We start from the raw sequence: 24,709 nt of genomic DNA on the forward strand, positions 1-24,709 counted from the left end.
CCGGGCCACGCGACGTTGCGGCCGCCGGCCCGAGCGCCGTACCCTGACCGCCTGGATTGAAAAAGGAATCGCTCCGATGCTCATCATCAACGCCCGCCTGCGCAACCGCGAAGGCCTGCACGAACTGCACCTGGAGAACGGTCGCATCGCCAGCATCGCCCGGCAGACCGAAGCCCCGACCCTGGGCCCCGACGACCTCGACGCCGGCGGCAACCTGGTGGTGCCGCCCTTCGTCGAGCCGCACATTCACCTGGACGCCACCCTCACCGCGGGCGAGCCGCGCTGGAACATGAGCGGCACCCTGTTCGAAGGCATCGAATGCTGGGGCGAGCGCAAGGTCACCATCACCCAGGAAGACACCAAGGCCCGCGCCCGGAAAACCCTGCGCGCCCTCGCCGCCCACGGCATCCAGCACGTGCGTACCCATGTCGATGTCACCGACCCGGAGCTGACCGCGCTCAAGGCCATGCTCGAAGTGCGCGAGCAAAGCGCGCACCTGGTGGACATGCAGATCGTCGCCTTCCCTCAGGAAGGCATCGAAAGCTACCGCAACGGCCGCGAGTTGATGGAAGAGGCGATCCGCCTGGGCGCCGATGTGGTGGGCGGTATCCCGCACTTCGAGTACACCCGCGACCAGGGCGTCAGCTCGGTGAAGTTCCTCATGGACCTGGCCGAACGCACCGGCTGCCTGGTGGACGTGCATTGCGACGAGACCGACGACCCGCATTCGCGTTTTCTCGAAGTGCTGGCCGAGGAAGCTCGCAGCCGCGACATGGGTTCGCGGGTGACCGCCAGCCACACCACCGCCATGGGCTCCTACGACAACGCCTACTGCGCCAAGCTGTTCCGCCTGCTCGGCCACTCGGGCATCAGCTTCGTCTCCTGCCCCACCGAAAGCATCCACCTGCAGGGGCGCTTCGACAGCTTCCCGAAACGCCGCGGCGTGACCCGGGTCAACGAGCTGCTGGAAGCCGGGATGAACGTGTGTTTCGGCCAGGACTCGATCGTCGATCCCTGGTACCCCCTGGGTAACGGCAACATCCTGCGGGTGCTGGAAGCCGGCCTGCATATCTGCCACATGCTCGGCTACCGCAACCTGCAGAGCGCCCTCGACCTGGTCACCGACAACAGCGCCAAGGCCCTGGCCCTGGGCGAGCGCTACGGCCTGGAAGAAGGCCGGCCGGCCAACCTGCTGATCCTGTCGGCCGACAGCGACTACGAAATGATCCGCAGCCAGGGCTTGCCGCTGTACTCGATCCGCGACGGCAAGGTGCTGATGAAACGGCAGATGGCCCAGGTCGAGCTGCCGGGCGACGCAGGTTTTGTGTAACGACCGCTGACGTCATCGCCTCCTCTGTAGCCGCTGCCGCAGGCTGCGATCGACCGGCACGGTCGCAGCGATCTCAAGGACGTCGGAAGATCCTGCGGATCTTTACGCAGCCTGCGGCAGCGGCTACAGGGCGCGGGCGGTACCGAACAGACTGACCCGCACCAACTCCCCACCCCGCGCTTCCAGGCGCAGCGGCGCGGTGCCGCCGGGCATCACCACCGCGACTTCGCCGGCCTTGACCCAACCGACCCGCCACGCCGCGCTGGCCACCGCGCTGGCGCTGGTGCCGGAGGATGCCGTGGGGCCTTCGCCGCGTTCGAACACCCGTGCAGCGATGCGCTGCGGGCCCTCCAGCCACGCCCATTGCAGGTTCACCCCGGCCGGACAGGGTTCACCGCTGCCGGTGGGCAGGGCGTAGGCGATACGGGTCAGGGCCTCGGCCAGGGGCGCTTCGCTCATCTGCCGGTTGCCCGGCAAGGCGCTGGCGTCACTGACCAGGGTCACGCAATGGGGGTTGCCAATACGCACGAACTGGCTACGGCACCATTGCGGGTGCAACCGCGCCAGCCCGCGCACCCGGCTCAGCTCGACACAGCTCGAACCGTCATGCTCGACCCCGTGTTGCGCACCGACGGCGTGCGGGCCGAACGCCGGTTGCCCGAGGTCCAGCCAGAAGCCGGATACCCCGGCGACCTGCGCCGGCTCGACCAGGGTCGCCAGCGGCGACACCCCGTCCGGCTTGTCGTGATGCACCCGCAGCTGCGCAGGCCCCTGGGCCGGCAGCAGCCCTTGCTCGGTCAAGGCCTGGGAAAAGATGGTCAGGCCGTTGCCGCTGCGCTCGGCCAGGGTGCCGTCGGTGTTGACGATCAGCAGGTCGAACGGCGGCGCGTCCTGGAACGGCCCGACCAGCAAACCGTCGCTGCGATGGGCCTTGGCCCCTTCCGGCCGGGTGCCGGAGGGCCAACTGCACAGGGCTTCGATGGCCTGCTCGCTCCAATTGGCCCGGGCCAGCGCCGCCTCGGCCGCGCTGGCCGGCAAGGCGATCCCCAACCAGCGTACCGCCTCGGGCGCCACCACGCCGTAAAGATTGCCGCGGGCATCGTAGAAAGCAGTCATTGCAGGGCTCCAAAAGCAGACGGGCCGCTGACATTACTGTGAATGCAGCGGCCCGGCCAAGCTTCTCCTGCCTGGCTCAGCGCACCAGGCACGGCTGCTTGTTGTCGAAGCGCCAGCCCGGGATCAGGAACTGCATGGCCACGCTGTCGTCCCGCGCCCCCAGGCCCCGGCTGTTGTACAGCTCATGGGCGCGGGCCAGCGCGTCCAGGTCCAGTTCGACGCCCAGCCCCGGCGTCTGCGGCACCGCCACGCAGCCCTCGACGATCTGCAGCGGATTGCGGGTCAGGTGCTGGCCGTCCTGCCAGATCCAGTGGGTGTCGATGGCGGTGATCTCGCCCGGCGCCGCGGCCGCCACATGGGTGAACATGGCCAGGGAAATGTCGAAGTGGTTGTTGGAATGCGAGCCCCAGGTCAGGCCCCATTCATGGCACATCTGCGCCACCCGCACCGAACCCTGCATCGTCCAGAAATGCGGATCGGCCAGGGGAATGTCCACCGCTTGCAACTGGATCGCGTGGCCCATTTCCCGCCAGTCGGTGGCGATCATGTTGGTCGCGGTGGGCAGCCCGGTGGCGCGGCGGAATTCGGCCATCACCTCGCGCCCGGAATAACCGTTTTCCGCGCCGCAGGGGTCTTCGGCATAGGCCAGCACCCGGTGTTGATCGCGACACAGGGCGATTGCCTGTTTCAGCGACCAGGCACCGTTGGGGTCGAGGGTGATGCGCGCCTTGGGAAAGCATTCGGCCAGGGCGGTGACGGCCTCCATTTCCTCTTCGCCGCGCAGCACGCCGCCCTTGAGCTTGAAGTCGTTGAAGCCATACCGCGCCTTGGCCGCCTCGGCCAGGCGCACGATGCTCTCGGCGTTCAGGGCCGGTTCATGGCGCAGGCGCAGCCAGGCATCGTCGGCCTCGGCTTCGTTGCGGTAGGCCAGGTCGGTCTGGTGCCGGTCGCCGATGTAGAACAGGTAGCCGAGCATCTTCACCGATTCGCGTTGCTGGCCTTCGCCGAGCAGCGCCGCCACCGGCACCCCGAGGAACTGGCCGAGCAGGTCGAGCAGCGCCGCTTCCAGCGCGGTCACCGCATGGATGGCGATGCGCAGGTCGAAAGTCTGCTGGCCCCGCCCGCCGGCATCGCGCTCGGCAAAACGTTGGCGCACCTGGTTGAGCAACTTCTGGTAATGGCCGATGGGCTGGCCGACCAGCAGTTCGCGGGCCTCCTCGAGGGTGGCGCGAATCCGCTCGCCCCCCGGCACTTCACCGACCCCGGTGTTACCGGCGCTGTCGGTAAGGATCACGATATTGCGGGTGAAAAACGGGCCGTGGGCGCCGCTGAGGTTGAGCAGCATGCTGTCATGCCCGGCCACCGGCACCACTTGCAGTCGGGTGATGAGTGGTGTCTGGCCAGGGTGATGATGGGTGGATTCAAAAGTCATGGGTCGGTTCCTGTCGGCAAAAGTCAGTGGGTTTTGTCCAGCAGCGGGCGGGCATCGTCCAAGGGCGTCGGCATGACATGGGCCTTGGGCCGGGTGCGGGCGAAAAACACGATGATCGCGGCGATGATCGAGGTCGCCGCCAGGCCGTACAGGCCACCCTGGATCGACCCGGTGCGCTGCTCCAGCAGGCCGAAGGTGGCCGGGGCGACGAAGCCGCCGAGGTTGCCGATGGAGTTGATCAGGGCGATCACCGCGGCGGCGATGCGCGCATCCAGGTAGGCCTGGGGAATCGGCCAGAACAGCGCGGATGCCGACTTGAAGCCGATAGCGGCGAAGCACACGGCGACGAAGGCGAACACCGGCCCGCCGGTGGTGGACAGGAACATCCCCGCAGCCGCCACCAGCAAGGCGCTGGCGACCCAGGCCTGCTGGAACTTCCATTTGCCGGACGCCGCGGCGAAGGCATACATGGCGATGATCGAGATCAGCCAGGGAATGGAATTGAAGAAGCCCACCTGCAGGTCGCTGAGGTCGCCCATCTTCTTGATGATGCTCGGCAGCCAGAAGGTCGCGGCGTAGATGGTCAGCTGGATGCAGAAGTAGATCAGGCAGAACAGCAGGATCTGCCGGTCCTTGAGCAGGGTCCAGAGCGACGGCTTGACCGGCATCGCCGCTTCGCGCTCGCGCTGTTCGCTGTCGATCGCCCGCACCAGCGCCTCCTGCTCGGCGGGGCTCAGCCACTTGGCGTCGCGGGGCGTGGAGTCGAGCCAGAACCAGACAAAACCGCAGAGCAGCACCGAGGCCATGCCCTCGACGATGAACATCCACTGCCAGCCGTGCCAGCCCAGGCCCTCGATCTGCAACAGCGCTCCGGACAATGGGCCGGAGACCAGTGAAGCCACGGCCGAACCGCTTAGGAAAATGGCGATCGCCTTGCCCCGCTCCACGCCGGGCAGCCAGCGGGTGAAGTAGTAGATCACCCCGGGGAAGAACCCGGCCTCGGCCACCCCCAGCAGGAAGCGCAGCACATAGAACTGGGTTTCGTTCTGCACGAAGGCCATGGCCGTGGCCACCAACCCCCAAGTGAACATGATGCGGGTCAGCCAGATCCGCGCGCCGACCCGCTGCAACAGCATGTTGGACGGCACTTCGAACAACGCGTAACCGATGAAGAACAGCCCGGCGCCAAAACCGTAGGCCGCGGCACCGATGCCCAGGTCATGTTCCAGGTGGGTGCGGACGAAGCCGATGTTGACCCGGTCGATGTAGTTGACGATGAACATGATGACGAACAGCGGCAGCACATGGCGCTTGACCTTCGCCACGGCGATGGCCAGCAGGGAATCGTCGCCGGCCGGATTGAGGGTGGTATTCACGATGCCTCTCCCACTTGTTTGTTGTTGTGTGCGGGTGACTGGGCGAGCGCCTCAGTTAACAGTCATCATACAAGTAGAAAAATAGCGTCACAAGCGCAGACTCGTCGCAGAAGTCAGTACGCGAGGCTCTACTGATCGAAGAGAATGTTGAAAAATAAACTTAACTGATTGATTTAATTCATATAAATAAAAAACACAGGCACTGAAATATTTTTTAGGCTGCGCTCGCGCTAAGAACCTGCACTGAACCCTGAAGTGACTTATCCGACAACTTGTCATACATGTCAGACAAGTTGAGCCCTGCTCGGCCACTTCGGTGATAAGCTTTTTGCTTCCTCCCCGCGCGACCTTGCCATGAGCACCGAATCCGATATCGCCCCGGGCCGCCGTCGCCCTTCCACCAACCTGGCCCATGACCTGGTCAGCGACCTGACCCAACAGATCATGCGCGGCCTGCTCAAGCCCGGTGACAAGCTGCCGTCGGAAAGCACCATCGTCCGCGCCCATGGCGTCAGCCGCACCGTGGTGCGCGAAGCCATCTCCAAACTGCAGGCCGCCGGCTGGGTGGAAACCCACCATGGCGTCGGCAGTTTTGTCCTGGAGCGCCAGGACACCCACGGCCTGCGCTTGAACGTCGATACCGCCCTGAGCGTGCGCGACATCCTCGAATTGCGCCTGGGCCTGGAAACCCAGGCGGTGGCTCTCGCCGCCCGCCGGCGCAGCGCCGAGCAACTGGCGCAGATGCGCCAGGCGCTGGACGACTACCAGCAACTGCTGGCCAACAACGACAGTTGCGTGGAGGCCGACCAGCGTTTCCACCTGCTGATCGCCGAAGCCACCGGCAACCCCTATTTCGTGCAGATCCTGCAATCGCTGGGCAACGCCCTGATCCCCCGGACCCGGGTGCGCGACGCCGAGCGCGGCGATGTCGACCTGGCGCAACTGGCGACCCTGGCCAACCAGGAACACGAAACCCTCTACGCCGCCATCCGCCGCCAGGACCCGGATGCGGCGCGGGCGGCGATGTGGACCCACCTGAGCAACAGCCGGGAGCGGTTTTCCGCGGGGTGAGGGCATGCGCCCGCTTGTACCGGGGTAGCGACGCTCAGCCTGTTCCGTGCCGGGCGAAATAGCGCCCCGGCGTCACCCCGAACTGACGGCGGAACATGGCGATAAAGGCGCTGACATTGTCGTAGCCCAGGTCCAGCGCCACCCGGGTCACTGCATCGCCCGCCGCCAGGCGCTCCAGGGCCCGCAGCAATCGCGCGCGCTGCCGCCACTGGCTGAAGGCAAAACCGGTCTCGGCGACAAAACGCCGGGCCAGGGTTCGTGGCGAGATCCCCGCCCATTGCGCCCAGGCCTCCAGGCCGCGGCTGTCCGCCAGGTCGTCGGCCAGCACCTGGCAGATCCGCCGCAACCGCGGGTCCACAGGCAATGGCAGGCCAAAGGGTTCCACCGGCAGGCTGCCCAGTTCATCGAGGATCACCCGGGCGATGCGCAATTGCGGCTCATCCAGCGCGCCTTGTGGCCAGCTCGCCGCACGCATCACCGCCTCCCGCAACAGCCCGGAGGTGGCAATGATCCGTGGTTGCGCCGGCAGTTCGTGGCAGGTCTCGGGCTCGACATAGATGCTCCAGCCGTCGAACGGGCCATGGGAACGCAGGGCGTGTTCGCAGCGGGGCGGCACCCACACCGCATGGGTCGCCGGCACCACCCACTGGCTGTCGGCCGCCGTCACCGACAGCAGGCCGCGCCGGGCGCCGAGCAATTGGCCGCGGGCATGACTGTGGGCGGCGGTCTGCCGTTCGATCGGGCTGTGTTGCCACGTCGCAACCAGCAGAGGGCCGTCCTCGGCTTGAGCGAGTAAGGGGGAAACCAAAGGTTGGGACATTGGCTGTTTTACGTTATTCAATGGCAAGAACCAGGCAGTTTAGCCAATCCCCAGGCCGCAGACTGAGCGCTCATTCACACGAGGATCGATCCATGCGCGCCGAAGACCTGTTACCCGATCAACTCAACCATGGCGACTTCAACGGCACCCGGGTACGCAAGGGTACGGTGGGGGCCTTTCTGATCAATGCCCGGCTGTGGAGCGACCCGGGCACCTCGGCGCAGCAGCGGCGCATAGCCGAGGAGGATCTGCGGGCAGCCCTGCCGGCACTCAGGGTCCTGGGGCTGTTCGAGCTGATGCAAGTGCGCGACCCGGCCCTGCGGGCGTTATGCGAGCAAGACTAACGCCGACAGCCCCTGTAGCCGCTGCCGAGCCCGCGAGGCTGCGATAGACCCGCAGGGTCTCCAGCACCCACAAAATCCCCGCGAGCGTGCCGCTCGATCGCAGCCTGCGGCAGCGGCTACATAAACATCGGGCCTGAGCGGAATATCGAGGGTGCCCCCTCCTGTAGCCGCTGCCGAGCCCGCGAGGCTGCGATAGACCCGCAGGGTCTCCAGCGTCCGCAAGATCCCCGCGAGCGTGCCGCTCGATCGCAGCCTGCGGCAGCGGCTACATAAACATCGGGGCTGAGCGAGCGGCAGCGGTTACAGGTCGCACGACTGGCGGCTAGCGAATCGGCAAGGCAATCGGCCGAATCGGCGCGGCATCGGCACCGCGCAACTTCAACGACGCGCCGATAAAGGCGAACTGGTACACCCGGTCCCGCGACAGGCCTTCGAGGTTGACCAGCTCCAGGATCGGCGCACCCTGCATCGCCAGCAGGTAGGTATGCAACGGCAAGTAATTGCCTTCCACCTCCGACGGGAAGGTCTCGAAACTCAGGTTGTCGGCGCCCACCACCATCGCGCCGCCCTCCTCCACCAGGAACTTCGCCGCGTCCAGGCTCATGCCCGGCGGGTTGGCCATATAGGCCTGGGCCTTTTCATAGTCGCGCATGCGCCCGGTGCGGATCAGCACCACGTCGCCCTTTTCCAGGCTGACCTTCTGCGCCTTCAGCGCCTGTTGCAGGTCGGCGCGGGTCACCCGGTAATTGTCCGCCAGCATGTCCACGCCCTTGGCCGCGGCAACGTCGATCAGCACCCCGCGGGCAACGATCGGCGGCAGTTTTTCCGCGCCGGTGACATTCCAGCCACGGTCGCCCAGGTGCTGGTCGGCGCGAAAGCCGTTCCAGATCTTGCCGTCGAGGCCGAAGTGGTTGAGCGCATCGATATGGGTGCCCATGTGGGCATACATCGACACCGCCGAGCCGGTATAGCTGACATGCCGGTTCATCGGCTCGCCGACCTGCATCGGGTCGGCGATCACATTGCCGTGCGGGGTGTGGGTCATCCACATTTGGTACGGCGGATCGCCCGCCGCCTGCCAGCTGGGCATGCCGACGAAATACTCGACCGCCAGGTCGTAGGCCTGGCTGCCGCTGACCCGAGCCATGATCGCCGCCCGCGACTGCTCGGTGATCAGGTTCAGGCGGCCGATCTCATCCTTCGGCCCCCAGGGGCTGACGCCGACTTCGGCCTGGGGCGCGGCGCCGCACAGCGCACTGAACAGCGACAAGGCGGCCAGGCCGGGGATGACAGACAACAAACGGGAAACAGCCATGACGACACTCCTGTGAAATGAAGTGCCCATGGTATGGATTAACAATTCGGCGATAATCAGCCGTTTCGTTAAGACATATTCAACCCAGGAGAAACAATATGGATGTGCTGGCAGCCATGCGCACCTTTCGCCGCGTGGTGGAGCGCGCCAGCTTCAGCCTCGCGGCCAACGACCTGGGGCAATCCACCGCCGCGGTCAGCAAGCAGGTGCGCCAGCTGGAGGAACACCTGGGCAGCCTGTTGCTGCTGCGTACCACGCGCCGCATGAGCCTGTCGGACGCCGGCCAGGCCTACTTCAGCGAGTGCTGCCACCTGCTCGACGAACTGACGGCCCTGGAATGCGCGACCCGCGCCGGCACCCGCGAGCCCGGCGGCCGCTTGCGGGTCAACGCGCCGCTGTCGTTCGGCCTCAAGGTGCTGTCGCCGATCCTGGCCGACTTCATGCGGCGCTACCCGCAATTTCACATCGACCTGACCCTCGACGACCGCCTGCTGGATGTGGTGAGCGAAGGCTTCGACGTGTCGCTGCGGATACGCCGACAGTTGAGCGACTCGTCGCTGATCGCCCGGCGCCTGGGGGAAATCGAACAGGTGATCTGCGCCGCCCCGGCCTACCTGCAGGCCAAGGGCAGCCCACAGACGGTCGATGATCTGCGCGAGCACAGCTGCCTGGCCTATCGCCTGGCCGAACACCCCGGCCACTGGCAGCTGGAAGGCCCGCAAGGCAGCAGCCGCCTGGAACTGCCGGTGCGTTTTGCCGTGGACAACAGCCTGATGCTCAGCGACATGCTCCAGGCCGGGCTGGGCATTGGCGCCCTGCCCTCGTTCATCGCCCAGCCGCTGCTCGACAGCGGCCAGTTGCAGCGGGTCCTACCCTGCTATTCCATGCCACGCCGGACCATCTACGCGGTGTATGCCAGCAATCGCCATGTGTCGCAGAAGATCCGCTTCTTCGTCGACTTCCTGGCCCAGGCCCTCGGCCCGCTCCAGGAAGCCGATCAGGCAATGCCTCAGGCGGACTGAGCCTGGGCCACCAGCCAATCGATCAGCCAGGACGCCGCCGGCCCCGGTGGCGTGTCGAGGCGGTAGATGGCGTCGAAGCCATAAGGCAGGCCCTGGCCGCCCGGCAGATCGAGTTGCACCAGGCGCCCACCGGCCAGGTCCTCCTCGACCATCGGCGCCGGCATGTTGCCCCAGCCGATGCCTTCCCTGAGCAGCATATGCTTAGAGCCCAGGTCCGCCAGGCGCCAGCTGTGGGTGCCAACCACGCCGAAATCCTGATTGCGCGTCAGCTCGGAACGGTCTGACAGCACCAGCTGCACATGCTCGCGACCCGCCCCCGGCAGGTTGACCGATGCTTGCGCCAGCGGATGCTCCGGAGCCGCCACCGGGATCAATTGAACAAACCCCACCTGCACCCGCTCGATGCCGGCCAGATCGCGGTGCACCATGCCGCTGACACCCACCGCGGCGCGTCCCGCCAGCACCATCTCGGCCACCGCGCCCAGGGCCTCCATGTGCAGGTGCAACTGCACCGTGGGGAACTCGCGGCGGAAGTTTTTCAGCGCATCGACGATGCGCGCCGCCGGGAACATCACGTCGATCACCAGGTGAACCTCTGCTTCCAGGCCTTGCAGCAGCCCCTTGACCTTGGCCCGCAGGCCGTCGATGCCGTTATAGATGCTCCGCGCCTCGGCCAGCACCGTGCGCCCGGCCTCGGTGAGCTGGGGTTTGCGGGTGGTCTTGCGGTCGAACAGGCTGACCCCCAGTTGCAGCTCCAGGTTGGCCATGGAATAGCTGATCACCGAGGTGGCGCGATGCAGCTTGCGCGCCGCGCCGGCAAAGCTGCCGACCTCGACGATGGTGAGGAAGATGCGCAATTGATCGAGGGTGGGCGTACCGGGGTTGCTGGGCATGGGGCTGTTCTCGCAAAGGCTATGTTCTAAAAAATAGAACCTGAGACTCGAAATTATTCGGCTATTACGTTCATAACGCCAGTGGCAAACTTCTCTCCATCGCGGCGCACCAAGGTGGTGAGGCCGAACCCACTGAGAGAATCCAGCATGTCCACACTGACCAACAGCCTGTCCACTACCTCGAACAGCAACGCCAGCATCAGCCTGATCGGGCGCGTCCTGCTCAGCGCCATTTTCATCCTTTCCGGTTTCTCGAAAATCGCCGCGCCGGCCGCCATGGTCGGTTATATCCAATCGGTCGGCCTGCCCTTCCCGCAACTGGCCCTGGGCATCGCCATCGCCGTGGAACTGGGTGGCGGCCTGCTGCTGATCGCCGGCTACCGCACCCGCCTGGTAGCCCTGGGCCTGGCCGTGTTCAGCGTGGCCACCGCCCTGGCCTTCCACAACAACCTGGGCGACCAGAACCAGTTCATCCACTTCTTCAAGAACATCGCCATGGCCGGCGGCCTGCTGCAAGTGGTGGCCTTCGGCGCCGGCCGCTTCAGCCTGGATGCCCGCCGCCAGGGCTGATCGGCCTCCCCCACGACAACGCGGCGCCCAAGGGCGCCGCGTTGTCGTTTTGTTTCGTGACAAGAGCCCCCTTGCCCACCTTAAGACATACAAGCCAGCTTGCTCGCGATAAAAATCCCGCATGCACCGCCATGTCTTTCAGCCTGGCGGCTGATCGCGAGCAAGCTCGCTCCTACAGGGAATTAAGGTGTTTCAAGGGGTGGTCGGCACATCCAGCCCGACCTTGACCCGACTCATGGCCACCAGGGTCTTGAAGCGCTTGACGTTGTTGTTCTCGAAGAACAGCTCACGAGTCAGTTCGTTGTACTGGGCCATGTTGCGCACGGCGAAGATCAGCACGAAATCGCACTCGCCCGCCACGTAGTAGCACTGCTGCACCTGCGGGCAGGCCTGGAAGCTGCGCTTGAGCGCATCGAGCTGATCGATGCGTTCACTCTCCACCTCCACCTCGACAATGATGCTCAGCTCATAGCCCAGGGCCTCGGGAGCGATGACCGCGCTGTAGCGTTCGATCACCCCTTCATCGCTCAGGCGCTTGAGGCGCCGGTTGACCGCCGCGGTGGACAGGTTCACCCGCAACCCCAGCTCGCTTTGCGGGGTGCGCGCATCGCGTTGCAGTTCGGCGAGCAGTTTCAGGTCGTAGGTATCCAGGCTGGTGGTCATGCGGGCAATCCATGGGCGGGCAATCAGTGGTGGGCAATCAATGGAATGAAATTGTGCAAAGGCTGGCGATTATGCGAAACAAATTCGCCAGCCACGCAATATTATTTCCAGGGCTGCGAGCCGGGGCCTGGCCAGTGGCGCGCTGGACTCGTCGATGGCTGGCCCGGCCTGGCGCTTCCTGCAACCTTCGAACGATTGCCTGGTCACACTCCCCGACGCGCTCACCGCCGGCGCCATGTGCCAGCTGGCCACCGGCAGCGCTCGGGATATTCCCCTGCTGGCCGGCGAATCCGCCGCCGCGGGCCTCGCGGGACTGAGCCTGATGTGCAAGGATGGCGCGCGGCGCAAAGTCGCGCACCTCGACGCCCACTCGCGCGTCCTGCTTATCCACACCGAAGGCGCCATGTCGCCGGCGGTGTATCAACAACGGGTCGGTGAAACGGCCGGCCCGGTCCTCCAGCGGCAACCGCCGATTGCCCGACAGGCGCCTGGAGCTGACCGCCAAGGATTTTTATGACAGCCCTCAACACCCACACCTCAGAGCAACAGATCAGCCCCGGCCGCCTGGAACAGATGGCCACGCGCATCGCCTTTTTCATCGCCGGTTTCGGCATCGCCGCCTGGGCGCCGCTGGTGCCCTACGCCAAGGCCCGGGCCGGGCTCGATGAAGGCACCCTGGGCCTGTTACTGCTGTGCCTGGGCGTGGGTTCGATCCTGGCGATGCCGATCGCCGGGGTGCTTGCCGGGCGCTTCGGTTGCCGGCGGGTGATGGCCGCCGGCAGCCTGCTGATCTGCCTGGCCCTGCCGCTGCTGGCCACGGTGAGCACGGTGCCGCTGCTGATCGCCGGGCTGTTCATGTTCGGCGCCGGGCTGGGCACGGTGGATTCCACGGTGAACCTGCAGGCGGTGATCGTCGAACGGGCCAGCGGCCGGCCGATGATGTCGGGCTTCCATGGCCTGTTCAGCCTCGGTGGCATCGTCGGCGCGGCCGGGGTCAGCGCCATGCTCGGCCTGGGCCTGTCGCCGCTGGGCGCGACCCTGGTGGTGGTGGCCTTGCTGGTCGTCGCCCTGCTCAAGGCGGCGCCGCACATGTTGCCGTACGGCAGCCAGAGTTCGGGCCCGGCCTTTGCCGTGCCCCACGGCGTGGTGCTGTTCATTGGCTGCCTGTGCTTCGTGGTGTTCCTCGCCGAAGGCGCGGTGCTGGACTGGAGCGCGGTGTTCCTCAGCGCCGAGCGCCAGGTGGATGCCGCCTATGCCGGCCTGGGTTACGCGGCCTTCGCCCTGACCATGACCGTCGGCCGCCTGACCGGCGATGCCATCGTGCACAAGCTGGGGGCCACGCGAGTGATCGTCATGGGCGGCTCGGTGGCCGCCGCGGGCCTGCTGCTGGCGACCCTGGCACCGGCCTGGGAAGCCGCGCTGGTGGGTTACGCGCTGGTGGGCGTCGGCTGCTCGAACATCGTGCCGGTGCTGTACACCGCGGTGGGCAAACAGACCGTCATGCCCGAAGCCATCGCCGTACCGGCCATCACCACCCTGGGGTACGCCGGCATCCTCGCCGGCCCGGCGCTGATCGGCTTTATCGCCCATGGCAGCAGCCTGAGCATCGCCTTCGGCCTGATCGCGGTGATGCTGATTGGCGTGGCGGCCAGCGGCAAAGTGTTGAAGGTGTGAGCCCTTTCGCGGGCCATCGTTTTCGAGATCGCAGGAAGGCCCTGCGGGCCTTTTCGCAGCCTGCGGCAGCGGCTACACAAACATCGGGCCTGACCAGAATATCGAGGATGTCCCCCATCCCTGTAGCCGCTGCCGAGCCTGCGAGGCTGCGACAGACCCGCAGGGTCTCCAGCGCCCGCAAGATCCCCGCGAGCGTGCCGCTCGATCGCAGCCTGCGGCAGCGGCTACACAAACATCGGGCCTGACCAGAATATCGAGGATGTCCCCCATCCCTGTAGCCGCTGCCGAGCCCGCGAGGCTGCGATAGACCCGCAGGGTCTCCAGCGCCCGCAAGATCCCCGCGAGCGTGCCGCTCGATCGCAGCCTGCGGCAGCGGCTACACAAACATCGGGCCTGACCAGAATATCGAGGATGTCCCCCATCCCTGTAGCCGCTGCCGAGCCTGCGAGGCTGCGATAGACCCGCAGGGTCTCCAGCGCCCGCAAGATCTCCACGAGCGTGCCGCTCGATCGCAGCCTGCGGCAGCGGCTACAGGGGTTTGCGCCGGGCATAAAAATCGCGGGTAAGCCTCGCTTCTGCTTGCCCGCGATGGGCGCGACGCGGTCGGTCAGAAGCCGACGCTGGCCTGGACGAAGAAGGTCCGTGGCGCGCCGACGTAGATGCCGGAGTTGTTGTCGCTGGAGCGGGTGAAGTACTGCTTGTCGAAGAGGTTCTTCACCCCGGCGCCGAGCTTGAGGTTCGACAGCTGGGAACCGAAGTCATAACCGCCACGCACGTTCCAGGTGACGTAGCCCGGCATATCACCGTACTGGCCGTCGGCGCTGCCTTCGGTGATGTAGTTGTCGTTGAAGCTGCCGTCGGCGTTGACCATGCTGCCCGGCGAGCGCTGCTTGGACTGGGCGAAGGCATCGATGTTGTAGGTCCAGCGGTTGATGTCGTAACGCAGGCCGAGCGTCGCGACCTGCCGCGAATAGAACGGCAGGTCGCGATCCTTGAACGCCGAGCTGCCCCCTTCATAGGTCGCGCGGGTGTAGGTGAAACCGGCGTTGGCGGTCAGGCCGTCGAGGCGCGGGTCCAGCGCGGCCAGGTCGTAGTGCACCGATGCCTCGATCCCTTGGTGCTTGGTCGCGCCGAGGTTGGTCCAGCCGACATCGTTGCTGATGTATTGCAGCTCGTCCGAGAAGTCGATGTAGAACGCCGTCAGCTCACCGCCCCACACCTCATCGTTGTAGCGCGTACCGATCTCGTAGGTCTTGGCCTTCTCCGGGTTCAGGCCGTTGGCGGTCTGGTCGCCCACCCCGCCCTGGCCCAGTTGGAAGTACTGCAGGCTGCCGAACGACGTCTCGTAGTTGGCGAACAGCTTCCACGCATCGGAGAGGTGATACATCACGCTCAGCGCCGGCAGCGGCTCGTTGCTGTTGATCTCGCGGCGCTTCTCCTGCACCGGCACGCCATTGGTGCCGGCCACCGGGCGGTCGTGCCATTCGGTGCGGATGTTCTCGAAGCGGATCCCCGGGGTGATGGTCCAGTTGCCGACGTCAATCTTGTCGTCGATGTAGAAGGCCGTGGCCTCGGTGCCGCCGGTGCGGTCCTGGTACACATGGCCGTCGGAGCCCGGGCGCACCACCGGCTGGTTGTTGACCAGGGCCAGGCGGCTGGCCTCTTCGTGCATGCCTTCTTTCAGGTAGCGCATGCCGACGCTGGCTTCCTGGGTGGTCGGGCCGAGGTCGAACACATGGGACACCCGCGGCTCGATGCCGAAGGTGTAGTAGGTGCGCGGATAGGACACCAGGGTCTTCTGGTCGCGGGCGGCGATGGTGCTGCCACGAAAGCTGTCGGAGTAGTAGGTCAGCACTTCGAACTGGGTGCGGTCGTCGATCTGGCGCAGGTACTTGAACGACACATCCTTGCGGCGGCCGCTGAAGTTGTCCCAGTCGCGGTCCGACTGGTAGGGGTCGGCGTCGTACTGCTTTTGCGTCAGGCCGCCGGGCATGTCGGCCTTGGCGTCGTAGTAGTGGAAGTTGAGGCTGAAATCGTCCTGGTCGGTGGGCGCCCAATGGGTCTTGAGGATCACGTCGTCGATGTCGTTGCCGTTGTTGCTGGCGCGATAACCGTTGCCGTTGACCCCGGAGTACAACAGCGCGGCGCCGATGCCGTTGTCCGCGGTGCCACCGAGGAACGCCGTGTCGATGTGCTTCCAGCCGCCGCGCTGGGAGGTTTCCAAGGTGCTGCCGATTTCCCCGGTGGCTTTTTCCGGGATGGCCCGGGTCACGAAGTTGATCACCCCGCCGACGTTCTGCGGCCCATAACGCACGGAACCGGCGCCACGCACCACGTCGATGCTGTCGAGGTTGCCCGAGGAGATCGGCGCCATCGACAACTGGGGCTGGCCATAAGGGGCGAAGGCCGCCGGCACGCCGTCGATCAGCACCGTGGAGCGCGGCGACAGGCGCGACGTCAGGCCGCGCACGCCAACGTTGAGGGAAATATCGCTGCCGCCGGTGCCGTTGGCGTCCTGCACCTGCACGCCCGGGACCCGACGCAGCACATCGCCGACGTTCATCGCGCCCTGCTCGACCATGGCCTCACGGCGGATCACCGTACGCGCGCCGGGGTGGTTCTGCACCACCGCCGCGTTGGCGTCGCCCAGCCAGTCACCCACCACGCTGATGCTGGTGGCGCCCAGCTCCAGAGGGCCGTCACCCGCCGCCGACGGCGCCGGGCTGAGGGTCACCGAGCCACCGTCGATCTGGTATTGCAGGCCGCTGCCTTGCAGCAACTGGCGCAACGCTTGCTCCGGCGACAGCTTGCCGTCCACGGCCGGGGCCTGCTTGCCGGCCACCAGCTCAGGGCTGAAAAACACCTGCAGCGAGGTTTGCAGCCCCAGCTGGCTCAGGGCCTGGCCCAACGGCTGGGCCTGGATATGGATGGCGCTCGGCGCCTGCTCGGCCTGGGCCTGGGGCAGCGCGGCACTGACCGCCAGGGCCAGGGCCAGCGGCAGCCAGCGGGTGGAGGGCGAGCAAGGATTGTTGTTATTCAGGTCGAGGCGTTTCAAGTTCGAGCAGTCCTGTTGATCGCAAGAAGATGCGTCTGTTAATACAAACCAGTTGCAGTTGGACAAGAAGACGAAGAACTCGAAAAAAACCTGAATCTATCGCGCAATTATTTCCTGGCTACCGTCGGCGTGGGTCTTCACCGCCACCGGCAGGATGCTCGGCAAGGCCTTGAGCAGCGCGTCGGTGTCGTCGGACTTGAACACGCTGGTCAGGCGCAACCTGCCCACCGCCTCGCTGCCGACCCGCAGCGGCTGGTCGCGATAACGCGACACCTCGGCGGCCACCTCGTTGAGGCTGGCGTTGTTGAACACCAGCTTGCCACTGCGCCAGGCGGTCAGCGCCTGGGGATCCACCGCGTAGGCCGCGGCCACTTGGCCTCGGGCATCGACCGCGGTGCCCAGGCCCGCGGTCAGGTTGACGAAGTCGCTGTCGGCGGCGTCGCGCCCCTGCACCCGCCCCTGCACTCGCACCGTGCCCTGCTCCACCGCGACCCGGGTCTGGGCAGCATCGCGGCGCACATCGAAGCGCGTGCCGGTGACCGTGACCTTGCCGGGCCCGGCCGCCACCACGAAGGGCCGGCTGCTGTCGTGCTCGACACTGAACATTGCCTCGCCTTCGCTCAACTCGACGCTGCGCAGGCCTTTTTCATAACGCACCAACAAGCGGCTGCGGCTGTTCAGGTCCACCTGGGAACCATCGGGCAAGGCCACATGGCGGCGCTCGCCCGGGGCCGTGGCGAACTCGGCGCTGTACCCGGCAGGCTGGTTCAGGCCGCTGAACAACCCCAGGCCCACGGCCACCGCCAGCACACTGGCCGCCACCGCATAACGCAACAGCGGGCGACGCCGGATGCTCGGGCTCGGGGTTGCGCATAGCGCCTGCAAACGCGCCTTGGGCACCCGATCCGTGGCCGCCCACAGGGTGTGCAGCAGCTGGAATTCATCCCGATGCGCCTCGTGCTGCGCCAGCCAGGCGTCGAAACGCTGCCGCTCCTCGGCATCGATCGCCGGTTCTTGCAGGCGCACAAACCACAGCGCCGCCTCATCGCGAACCGCCGCCTGCCCGCACGCGCACTCACGAGTCTGCGTCATGGAACATCCTGTTGGGCTGGGGGTGAAAAAGGCACGGCATTCATCAGCGCGGCCCGTCCACGCGCTCGCGCAGATGCCGCAGGGTGCGGATCATATACTTTTCCACCATGTTTTTTGACAGCCCCAGGCGCTCGGCAATCTCGGCCTGGGTCAGGCCTTCGAGCTTCTGCCAGACAAACACCTTACGGCAGTTCAACGGCAACTCGCCAAGGGCCCGTTCGATGGAATCAGCCAGCTGGATCGCATGCATGAAATGCTCCGGGTCGCCGCTGGGCGACGCAACTGGATACACCGCCTCCGCCTCCATGGCGCCGCGCCGATCCTCACGACGATAGGCATCCACCGCGATATTGCGCGCCGTCTGGTGCAGATACGCCCGCGGCTGCTGCACCGCCGCCGCATCCGACTCCAGCACCCGGACAAAGGTGTCATGAGCCAGGTCTTCCGCCTGCGAACGGTTCTTCAGCCGACGCGTCCAGGTGCCGATCAACTCTTCGTAGTGCTCGAAAAAGCCTGGTCGGCGGGGAGGCTTGGGGGTCATTGCGCTGTGCTGAGGGTGGGGAGGCGTGAATAGTAATGCTTCTTATTAAAGGCGGCAATGGATTCGGGGGAGAGGGGCTAGATGGTTATCAGTACATGCGTCGACAATGGGAGCATTCGTCGTGATACGCAGTGCCTATCGACATCAAACTACTGGGTACACGCTGCCTTGGTGTTCGCAAACCCGACATCTTATGAAGGGCAGTTATCGGCTGTGGATTCAACCGGTCGACGCAAACGCTTAACCGGTCAAATTGGGGGCTGCTCATCTTGCTCTTCAAGAACACACTGGATTGAGTCGACCCCCACGTATCGATGCGTGGCATCAAACCATTCAGTTGGCGCTATCGGTCGCTATTATATCGAATCATCCTCACACCGAGAGAACCATGGCCTCCGAAAACCGCTTTCCTCAAAGTGTCATCACGACGCTCGCTAGGCGATCTGCGAATACCTGTGCCAATCCTAGCTGCGGAGCAATTACGAGCGGGCCGACGGATCGCCCGGACGGGTCGATAAATTTAGGCGAAGCTGCTCACATCTATGGCGCCAACCTAGGTTCTGCTCGATACGACGAGGCCATGTTACCTGCCGAGCGGAGGGCTATTACCAATGCCATCTGGTTGTGCGGCAATTGCCACAAAAAGATAGATGACGACCCCAATCAGTACCCCCCAGGATTGCTATTCGAGTGGAGGCAAGAACACGAACAAGCTATCAGTGAGAAATTAGGCAGAACTGGTGCTGCGATTAAGCATCGGTACGAGCGTCGTCATCTGGAGGCCTTTGGTAAACTGAGTTATGTGGCTGAGCGCTTGATTATCGACAAAGACAACTTCTGGGAGTACCTGCTCACAGCCGAGACTCTAAGAACCGAAGTCATGCCAACTGCGCGGCGTTGGAAAGCGCTAAGTCGCGGCCTCTATGCGAAACCAATCACACGGCTAGAGCGTGCAGAGAGTTTTGATTGGCTAAGTGACCGGTTGCAGGAAATCCTGCTTTATGTGCAGGCCTTCATGAACCTCACCAACGGCGAGTTAGGTTTGGCCTGGGGAGCACTTGGCACTCCCGGCAACGACTTTGAGATTGTTTCGGTATGCAGGCTTTATGGTGAGGTCTGCCACGGCGCTTTGCTTTGGGAAGAGCAGATTCGCTTTACCAGTGTTGATGAGGATTTCTTGGAGATTCGTGATTTGTTCCTAGGTACCGCTGGACACCTTATCGATCGGGTGATGGAGATACCGAAGTTCCTGTCCGAAATGGTCGCTGCTGAACCGGCTTCGGGTACTTACGCGTTAACCTTGGCTATTGAACTGCCCGATGGTTGGGTGGAGAAGGCGGAGGCAGCCTTCGCCAAAGCTCAGAGCGCTTTTCTCGCTGACAACTGAGGCTCTTCGGCACGGCTGACTCAGATGGAGACACAACCCGAATCCTAAACTACATCCTGATTGAGCGGGTGCTACCCAACGCTGCTCCGGCGGGATGTAATCACTCGCGACTGGCTGCTAAGGGTCGATTCTGTTGAAAAAGTCGTATCAGCTGCACCAGCTGCTCAGGTGTGCTTGCTGTTGAAGTGGCTGCAAGCCACTTCAAGTTGCCTTTCGGTGTTTCGCTGAGCGTTCTGGCTCAGGTTTGAAGGTTAATTCAAGGGTTTCTGCTCACAGCAGGCGTACCTATCCCGTGAGTGGCGGCCCGTGAGGCAAAAGCTTGGCCATGCGTCGCAGGTTTTGCACGGTCGCGGCCAAAGTGAATTCGTCAGTCGCACCCGTCAGGCCACGCAATCGTAAACGGTCGAGTCTCATGATCCGTTTGAGGTGGGCGAAAAGCATCTCTACCTTCTTTCGCTCACAGCGAGAGACGAGGTACGCCGGTGACTTGGCGATGCGTCGAGCTACGTCGCGGGCAGCCTCATGGATGCTGCGAACGATCTTCCGATTCGGTGTGTTGGGGCAGCACTTTTCTTTCAACGGACAGGTGGCGCAGTCAGTTTGGCTGGAGCGGTAGATGATGGTGTTGGCCTTGGTCACCCGTGATCTTTGCTGAATGAAGGCGCGCCACTCACTGCGTAGCGGTTTGTCGGCTGGGCAGCGGTATTCATTGGCCTCCGGACTCCAGAGGAAGTCGTTACTGGAGAGGCTATCGTCCTTGCGCTCGGTCTTGTCCCACACCGGCACATGCGGCTCGATGTTCTTTTCTTCAACCATCCAGGCCAGCATCGGGGCAGTGCCGTAGGCGGTGCCCCCGATGAGGCGTTCCGGCGTGAGATCGAACTGCGCTTCGACACGCGCCACCATCGTCCTGGTCAAATCGACTTCGGCGGTACGGTACGCCGGAGTCGCCTCCACATCCATGATCACGCCGTGCTCAGTATCGATCAGGTAATTCGTGGAGTAGGCAAAGAAGGCCGGGCCGCCTGGTGCAGCAGTCCAACGGGACTGAGGATCGGTGAGCGAAATTTTCTTGGGAAGAGCTTCATCCAGCGCCTCGTCATCAAGGGCTTCGAGGTACTCGCGCACGGCTCGGCTGCTGAGCTTTGGGTCGCTCCAATCGACCTCATCGCCTGCCACCCCACGCTGCCGGCAGGCATCTGCTTTGATGATGCTGGCGTCGACGGCGAAGCCTTCGCCTTTGACCAAGCCAGCCGCCATGCAGCGCCGCAGCACCTCATTGAACAACCAGCGGAACAGGCCGCTGTCACGGAAGCGGCCGTGGCGATTCTTCGAGAAGGTCGAGTGATTGGGTACTTCGTCTTCCAGACCCAGCCGGCAGAACCAGCGATAGGCCAGGTTTAAATGCACCTCTTCGCACAGCTGTCGCTCGGAACGGATGCCGTAGCAGTAGCCGACGACCAGCATGCGCCATCAACTCCGGATCAATCGAGGGGCGTCCGATGGGGCTGTAGAAGTCGGCCAGGTGTGCACGCAGATCGCTGAGATCCAGGCACTGGTCGATGCTGCGCAAAAGGTGTTGGGGCGGAACGTGGTCTTCCAGATTGAACGAGTAGAACAGGCGCTGCTGTCCACTCGGTAGCTGTCCCATCATGCTGTTCGCCCCCGCGCTCGCTGACAGAGCAATTCTGCCGGCGATGTGGGTGGGCAGCTACTTTTTCAACAGAATCGGCCAATAGCGGACAGTCAAGATCCAAGCTAGAAGGAGCCCAGAGCAGATCAGATTCTGGGCTCCTGTTTTTCCCTCTCCTCAGCAAGGAGAAGATAAACTGCTAGAAGCAGGCGAAGGTTGTTAGTTTCATCTATGGGAAAGGCTGCTGATATTTAGCGAGACGCACCAGCCTCCTCAATAAAAGGATTAATTATGGAAAGGCGATTTGGCAGAACGTGCGCTGACACCCAAATGCCTTCAGCGACGGGCGTTTCATCATTGCTTTGTTCTATCGCAAGGACAACCGGAGCGCCCTTGCGCTCGCCTACCGCGATGGCCTCCTCAGCGACATTTGTCAAATGCACCATACGCCGCTCCATCGGTATTACTCCGTCCCTCACGATCCTATCGAGTACGGACCAGCTAGAGCCGTGATACAAAGCAGTTGGTGTTCCCAACTTGATACCGGCATCAATAACGACTTCCAGTGTATGCCCGTAAAGAGCTCTAATTCGGCCGTCTCTTACCTCGAATCTTGGCTCGCCGGGATGTTCTGCAATAGCGAGTAAATGACTCGAATCCACTTCGAGTGAGCGAGCTAAATCCTCCATGCTCGCAAACCCTGTGTTATCCACGGGTATTCCGTTGCTCGGGCCGTAATGGCGGAGTTGATAGGCCATTGCCTTACTCAATCGCCTATGGTCATGGCTTGGCGCGGATTCAGTTGCTTCATTCTGTTCTATGCGGGAGAGAGCCTGAAGCAGTTCCCGCGCCAAATTTTGGATTAAGTCAGTGCAGCATTCTGAGATCAGACCACAGAGTTCCCGCGCATGACGTCTCAGGTGCTTTCCTGCCTCTTTTTCCGTTCCTAGTCGTAGGGCACGAGTAATAGCGAACCACCCGTATGCGACAATTAAGTCTGATTCACTAAGTGCATGGCCCATTCGGCTGAGATATCTTTTCATAAGCGCAATTCGCATGCGCCAGCCGTCCAGGTTCGCTTGTATAAGCGCATTATCTTCTATGAGTTGGACAACATCGTATCCAATCGGTATGAACTCACTAGACTCAAGATCAATGGCTACGATACGCCCAGCCGGGTCAACTATCCAGTTTGATGCATGACCGTCTCGTTTTCTAACCAGCGGTAGCTCTCCAGGAAAAAGTGTACGCAGGGAGTCTACAAAACGGTCAGCATGTTCTTGCTCGAAGAGGCTCCTCGACCACATTTTGAGGTAGTCTTTTAATGGTCGCCATGCTGATTTACCCTCCGGAGGTGTTCCTGCAACGCTATGATAGATAGCGAGCAGGTCTGTGATCGGCTCTAGTACGGCTAAAGCCTCTTCCGCGGAAAGCTCGCTCACCAATCGTCCCGCTGCTCGCTGAGATACGTGTACCCATCGCCGCTCGTCTTCAGACGGAACTTCAACAATAGCGAGCGAACGAGGCACTTCAAACAGACTCGTATCTCCCCGAGAAGCGATCACTTTCCGTAACGAGGTCAACATCGCCGCCTCGTGGTCTGCCTTTTCTTTAGTGGTACGCTTGAAGACGAACGTTTCAGAAAGAAATCCGCGAGCGTCAGCAACAGCGAATACCTCGTTACGCCCACCCAAATTTGATCGTGCGTAGATTGGGGAATTTAAGGCTAGGATAGCTGCCTCACGCCAACTGCCTGAGGTATATGACGTTTCACCTCCTGAAAGGCCATCTAGGTAGTCCTTCACTCGCGCTATACCGATTCTCGGAAGCGGCCAAGTGGGATGTTGATTACAAAGTTCAGAGAATATATCTTGAGCACGATGAGCCAAGTCTAAATCGCCAGTTCGCTTAGCTACTGAAAGTGCCGCGGCTCCAGCCTCCCATTGAACGTGCCGGTTAGACCGAACCATTTCAGACAGTGACCTTGTTACATTTACGTACCTAGATAGGTCATTCGGCTTAAGAAGATCTGATGGACCATCTACCATTTGACGTAGAAACTGTGCGCTTAACACGGCAGCTGGTACAGACCCTCTATCTGTTAGCAGGTATTCTAAATTATTGATTACGCATCTGATAATTCCCCACAATTTAGGAGAAGGTTGTGTAGCCATTAGTGCGAGCAGTCCCCTTGGTATTGCCATCGACCTTGCTGGCAGATTCAACTGCGTCTGTTTGGCCGCTTCAACTATGGTGGAAAGAACGCGGCAACGCGCTTCATCAACTGATCCCCTAGGACGAGAGTAGGCCAGCTTACGTTTCGCTATTTTTAGCTGTTGGAGTCTAACGCTTCCAATGCCGGAGCCTGAGAGCAACGCTAGGCGGAGGCGGGCCTCAACCTCTGCAAGTTCTGATCCCTCAACGATATTTGGATTCTCCGAAAGGAGCTTTAGCGCATCTTGCAGAAGGTTTTCGTCACCAGTTTGGTCAAATTGTTGAACCAAGAGCTCAAGTCGGTAAGTAAGTGTTTCAGGTTTCAGATTCCCAAGAGTCATAGACTCTTTAGAATAAGATAATGCTCTTGACACAGTGGCAGGCGAAACTTGAACCCATCGCCCGATCATTGCGACGGCAGTTGCATACTTACCGGTAGCTATTCGCCTAGCAGGTTCCCGTAATTCTTGACTTTCGATGGAGAACCTAAATTCGGAAAGGGCAACCCGGTACCGTGCAATGGCTACGTCAATCTCATGACCTGCGAAACTCCCCTTAGCATCTTCATATAATGCGTCAGCGGTTCGATGTGCAATATTGGCCAACGACTTCGAAAAAAAGTCTATCCTAATATCCTTTAATGAATTATTCATATCAACCGGGTTTCGTCGCATATGTTCAAGTATCAACATAAACACTGGCGATGGGGCTATCTCTCTCTCTTTCAGAATTTTTCGCCACATCTCTGATGCTGCAGCATGTCCGTCTGCGTTGAAAAGTAAGCGTAAGTCCGAATGCCTTGGGCTTGAGGTGAGCCAAGCTGTTGAGGAGGGTGAGCCAAGGTAGCCAAGAGTACTAAGGACTTCTCCCAAATTTGGCGCCCAAGCGTTCAATGCATTTAAATATTCGTCATTTGGCGTCATGATCAATCCATTTTCCACGAGCTGTTGAGGTTCTTTCGATCACAAAAAAAGGCAAAATCTGCTGTTAGTCCTGAGCTACATAATGCTTAGCTTCAATGCTCAGGGTAAAAGACTATCTGAACATTGAATGCGGCTAACGGGATCCAGGCGTCCGGAAAAAGCGGCTCTGCCTAAATTTCTATAGTGGAGCCATAATTTACGTAATACGAACTACTTGTATCAGAGTGCCAATCCTACG

Annotated in this window: 19 protein-coding genes and 1 pseudogene; 8 read left to right on the forward strand and 12 right to left on the reverse strand. The window is 62.5% G+C overall.

Annotated elements, in window-relative coordinates:
• The first annotated feature begins 76 nt into the window (after positions 1-76).
• Positions 77-1,330 carry a cytosine deaminase gene (gene codA, locus CXQ81_RS21905; RefSeq protein WP_007930597.1) on the forward strand — a complete coding sequence of 418 codons (1,254 nt, stop codon included), beginning with the start codon at positions 77-79 and terminating at the stop codon, positions 1,328-1,330.
• Positions 1,331-1,453: 123 nt separating this feature from the next.
• Here codA and CXQ81_RS21910 read toward each other — a convergent pair whose 3' ends face one another.
• The 3 genes from CXQ81_RS21910 to CXQ81_RS21920 form a co-directional block, all read right to left on the reverse strand.
• The gene (locus tag CXQ81_RS21910) at positions 1,454-2,446 is read right to left on the reverse strand and encodes a hypothetical protein (protein ID WP_101338531.1); all 993 of its coding nucleotides are present in this window, start codon (positions 2,444-2,446) and stop codon (positions 1,454-1,456) included.
• A gap of 76 nt (positions 2,447-2,522) precedes the next feature.
• Complete coding sequence (gudD, locus tag CXQ81_RS21915; protein WP_101338532.1) at positions 2,523-3,878, reverse strand: glucarate dehydratase; 1,356 nt, start codon at positions 3,876-3,878, stop codon at positions 2,523-2,525.
• Between the two features lie 23 nt (positions 3,879-3,901).
• Complete coding sequence (locus CXQ81_RS21920; RefSeq protein WP_062825267.1) at positions 3,902-5,254, reverse strand: MFS transporter; 1,353 nt, start codon at positions 5,252-5,254, stop codon at positions 3,902-3,904.
• Between the two features lie 354 nt (positions 5,255-5,608).
• Here CXQ81_RS21920 and CXQ81_RS21925 point away from each other — a divergent pair, with 354 nt between their 5' ends.
• The gene (locus tag CXQ81_RS21925; protein ID WP_007930610.1) at positions 5,609-6,325 is read left to right on the forward strand and encodes a FadR/GntR family transcriptional regulator; all 717 of its coding nucleotides are present in this window, start codon (positions 5,609-5,611) and stop codon (positions 6,323-6,325) included.
• A gap of 34 nt (positions 6,326-6,359) precedes the next feature.
• Here CXQ81_RS21925 and CXQ81_RS21930 read toward each other — a convergent pair whose 3' ends face one another.
• Positions 6,360-7,145 carry a helix-turn-helix domain-containing protein gene (locus CXQ81_RS21930; RefSeq protein ID WP_101338533.1) on the reverse strand — a complete coding sequence of 262 codons (786 nt, stop codon included), beginning with the start codon at positions 7,143-7,145 and terminating at the stop codon, positions 6,360-6,362.
• A 92-nt stretch (positions 7,146-7,237) separates the two neighbouring features.
• On the opposite strand from CXQ81_RS21930, the gene CXQ81_RS21935 reads away from it, so the two are divergent.
• Complete coding sequence (locus CXQ81_RS21935) at positions 7,238-7,489, forward strand: hypothetical protein (protein ID WP_101338534.1); 252 nt, start codon at positions 7,238-7,240, stop codon at positions 7,487-7,489.
• A 322-nt stretch (positions 7,490-7,811) separates the two neighbouring features.
• Here the strand turns inward: CXQ81_RS21935 and CXQ81_RS21940 are convergent, their stop codons facing one another.
• Positions 7,812-8,804 (reverse strand): cyclase family protein, encoded by a 993-nt coding sequence (locus CXQ81_RS21940; protein ID WP_101338535.1) that lies wholly within the window; start codon positions 8,802-8,804, stop codon positions 7,812-7,814.
• Between the two features lie 98 nt (positions 8,805-8,902).
• On the opposite strand from CXQ81_RS21940, the gene CXQ81_RS21945 reads away from it, so the two are divergent.
• On the forward strand, positions 8,903-9,826 hold the full coding sequence (locus tag CXQ81_RS21945) for a LysR family transcriptional regulator (protein ID WP_101338536.1): 924 nt from the start codon (positions 8,903-8,905) through the stop codon (positions 9,824-9,826).
• Here CXQ81_RS21945 and CXQ81_RS21950 read toward each other — a convergent pair.
• Entirely contained in the window at positions 9,814-10,719 is a 906-nt protein-coding gene (locus CXQ81_RS21950) for a LysR family transcriptional regulator (protein ID WP_101338537.1), read from the reverse strand. The genes CXQ81_RS21945 and CXQ81_RS21950 overlap by 13 nt on opposite strands.
• A gap of 147 nt (positions 10,720-10,866) precedes the next feature.
• On the opposite strand from CXQ81_RS21950, the gene CXQ81_RS21955 reads away from it, so the two are divergent.
• The gene (locus CXQ81_RS21955) at positions 10,867-11,289 is read left to right on the forward strand and encodes a DoxX family protein (protein WP_007932743.1); all 423 of its coding nucleotides are present in this window, start codon (positions 10,867-10,869) and stop codon (positions 11,287-11,289) included.
• Positions 11,290-11,481: 192 nt separating this feature from the next.
• Here the strand turns inward: CXQ81_RS21955 and CXQ81_RS21960 are convergent, their stop codons facing one another.
• On the reverse strand, positions 11,482-11,952 hold the full coding sequence (locus CXQ81_RS21960; RefSeq protein WP_101338538.1) for an Lrp/AsnC family transcriptional regulator: 471 nt from the start codon (positions 11,950-11,952) through the stop codon (positions 11,482-11,484).
• A gap of 154 nt (positions 11,953-12,106) precedes the next feature.
• On the opposite strand from CXQ81_RS21960, the gene CXQ81_RS21965 reads away from it, so the two are divergent.
• On the forward strand, positions 12,107-12,469 hold the full coding sequence (locus CXQ81_RS21965) for a hypothetical protein (RefSeq protein ID WP_007932739.1): 363 nt from the start codon (positions 12,107-12,109) through the stop codon (positions 12,467-12,469).
• Entirely contained in the window at positions 12,466-13,626 is a 1,161-nt protein-coding gene (locus CXQ81_RS21970) for an MFS transporter (protein ID WP_053261926.1), read from the forward strand. Before CXQ81_RS21965 ends, CXQ81_RS21970 begins: the two co-directional genes overlap by 4 nt.
• Before the next feature lie 607 nt (positions 13,627-14,233).
• Here the strand turns inward: CXQ81_RS21970 and CXQ81_RS21975 are convergent.
• The 3 genes from CXQ81_RS21975 to CXQ81_RS21985 all read right to left on the reverse strand — a co-directional run bounded on the left by CXQ81_RS21975 (position 14,234) and on the right by CXQ81_RS21985 (position 18,314).
• Entirely contained in the window at positions 14,234-16,681 is a 2,448-nt protein-coding gene (locus CXQ81_RS21975) for a TonB-dependent receptor (RefSeq protein ID WP_178081080.1), read from the reverse strand.
• Positions 16,682-16,777: 96 nt separating this feature from the next.
• Positions 16,778-17,773 carry a FecR family protein gene (locus CXQ81_RS21980; RefSeq protein ID WP_101338539.1) on the reverse strand — a complete coding sequence of 332 codons (996 nt, stop codon included), beginning with the start codon at positions 17,771-17,773 and terminating at the stop codon, positions 16,778-16,780.
• A gap of 43 nt (positions 17,774-17,816) precedes the next feature.
• Positions 17,817-18,314, reverse strand: a complete 498-nt coding sequence (locus CXQ81_RS21985; protein WP_101338540.1) for a sigma-70 family RNA polymerase sigma factor — start codon at positions 18,312-18,314, stop codon at positions 17,817-17,819.
• Positions 18,315-18,702: 388 nt separating this feature from the next.
• Here CXQ81_RS21985 and CXQ81_RS21990 point away from each other — a divergent pair, with 388 nt between their 5' ends.
• Positions 18,703-19,701: an HNH endonuclease gene (locus tag CXQ81_RS21990; protein WP_101338541.1), complete on the forward strand. Its 999-nt coding sequence runs from the start codon at positions 18,703-18,705 to the stop codon at positions 19,699-19,701.
• Positions 19,702-19,986: 285 nt separating this feature from the next.
• Here CXQ81_RS21990 and CXQ81_RS21995 read toward each other — a convergent pair.
• Both CXQ81_RS21995 and CXQ81_RS22000 read right to left on the reverse strand, forming a co-directional pair.
• Positions 19,987-21,355 (reverse strand): annotated as a pseudogene (locus CXQ81_RS21995) (transposase).
• Between the two features lie 230 nt (positions 21,356-21,585).
• Positions 21,586-24,471, reverse strand: a complete 2,886-nt coding sequence (locus CXQ81_RS22000; protein WP_101338542.1) for an RNA 2'-phosphotransferase — start codon at positions 24,469-24,471, stop codon at positions 21,586-21,588.
• Positions 24,472-24,709 lie beyond the last annotated feature (238 nt).

Source organism: Pseudomonas sp. 09C 129 (assembly GCF_002843625.1).
Classification (GTDB): Bacteria; Pseudomonadota; Gammaproteobacteria; order Pseudomonadales; family Pseudomonadaceae; genus Aquipseudomonas; species Aquipseudomonas chlororaphis.

What these genes read in the sequence shown, in the direction of transcription:
- CXQ81_RS21910 (WP_101338531.1), bottom strand. Translation starts at nt 2,446, where the DNA reads ATGACTGCTTTCTACGATGCCCGCGGCAATCTTTACGGCGTGGTGGCG.
- CXQ81_RS21955 (WP_007932743.1), top strand. Translation starts at nt 10,867, where the DNA reads ATGTCCACACTGACCAACAGCCTGTCCACTACCTCGAACAGCAACGCC.
- CXQ81_RS21980 (WP_101338539.1), bottom strand. Translation starts at nt 17,773, where the DNA reads ATGACGCAGACTCGTGAGTGCGCGTGCGGGCAGGCGGCGGTTCGCGAT.
- CXQ81_RS21965 (WP_007932739.1), top strand. Translation starts at nt 12,107, where the DNA reads ATGGCTGGCCCGGCCTGGCGCTTCCTGCAACCTTCGAACGATTGCCTG.
- CXQ81_RS21970 (WP_053261926.1), top strand. Translation starts at nt 12,466, where the DNA reads ATGACAGCCCTCAACACCCACACCTCAGAGCAACAGATCAGCCCCGGC.
- CXQ81_RS21985 (WP_101338540.1), bottom strand. Translation starts at nt 18,314, where the DNA reads ATGACCCCCAAGCCTCCCCGCCGACCAGGCTTTTTCGAGCACTACGAA.
- gudD (WP_101338532.1), bottom strand. Translation starts at nt 3,878, where the DNA reads ATGACTTTTGAATCCACCCATCATCACCCTGGCCAGACACCACTCATC.
- codA (WP_007930597.1), top strand. Translation starts at nt 77, where the DNA reads ATGCTCATCATCAACGCCCGCCTGCGCAACCGCGAAGGCCTGCACGAA.
- CXQ81_RS22000 (WP_101338542.1), bottom strand. Translation starts at nt 24,471, where the DNA reads ATGACGCCAAATGACGAATATTTAAATGCATTGAACGCTTGGGCGCCA.
- CXQ81_RS21940 (WP_101338535.1), bottom strand. Translation starts at nt 8,804, where the DNA reads ATGGCTGTTTCCCGTTTGTTGTCTGTCATCCCCGGCCTGGCCGCCTTG.
- CXQ81_RS21950 (WP_101338537.1), bottom strand. Translation starts at nt 10,719, where the DNA reads ATGCCCAGCAACCCCGGTACGCCCACCCTCGATCAATTGCGCATCTTC.
- CXQ81_RS21960 (WP_101338538.1), bottom strand. Translation starts at nt 11,952, where the DNA reads ATGACCACCAGCCTGGATACCTACGACCTGAAACTGCTCGCCGAACTG.
- CXQ81_RS21930 (WP_101338533.1), bottom strand. Translation starts at nt 7,145, where the DNA reads ATGTCCCAACCTTTGGTTTCCCCCTTACTCGCTCAAGCCGAGGACGGC.
- CXQ81_RS21945 (WP_101338536.1), top strand. Translation starts at nt 8,903, where the DNA reads ATGGATGTGCTGGCAGCCATGCGCACCTTTCGCCGCGTGGTGGAGCGC.
- CXQ81_RS21925 (WP_007930610.1), top strand. Translation starts at nt 5,609, where the DNA reads ATGAGCACCGAATCCGATATCGCCCCGGGCCGCCGTCGCCCTTCCACC.
- CXQ81_RS21935 (WP_101338534.1), top strand. Translation starts at nt 7,238, where the DNA reads ATGCGCGCCGAAGACCTGTTACCCGATCAACTCAACCATGGCGACTTC.
- CXQ81_RS21990 (WP_101338541.1), top strand. Translation starts at nt 18,703, where the DNA reads ATGGCCTCCGAAAACCGCTTTCCTCAAAGTGTCATCACGACGCTCGCT.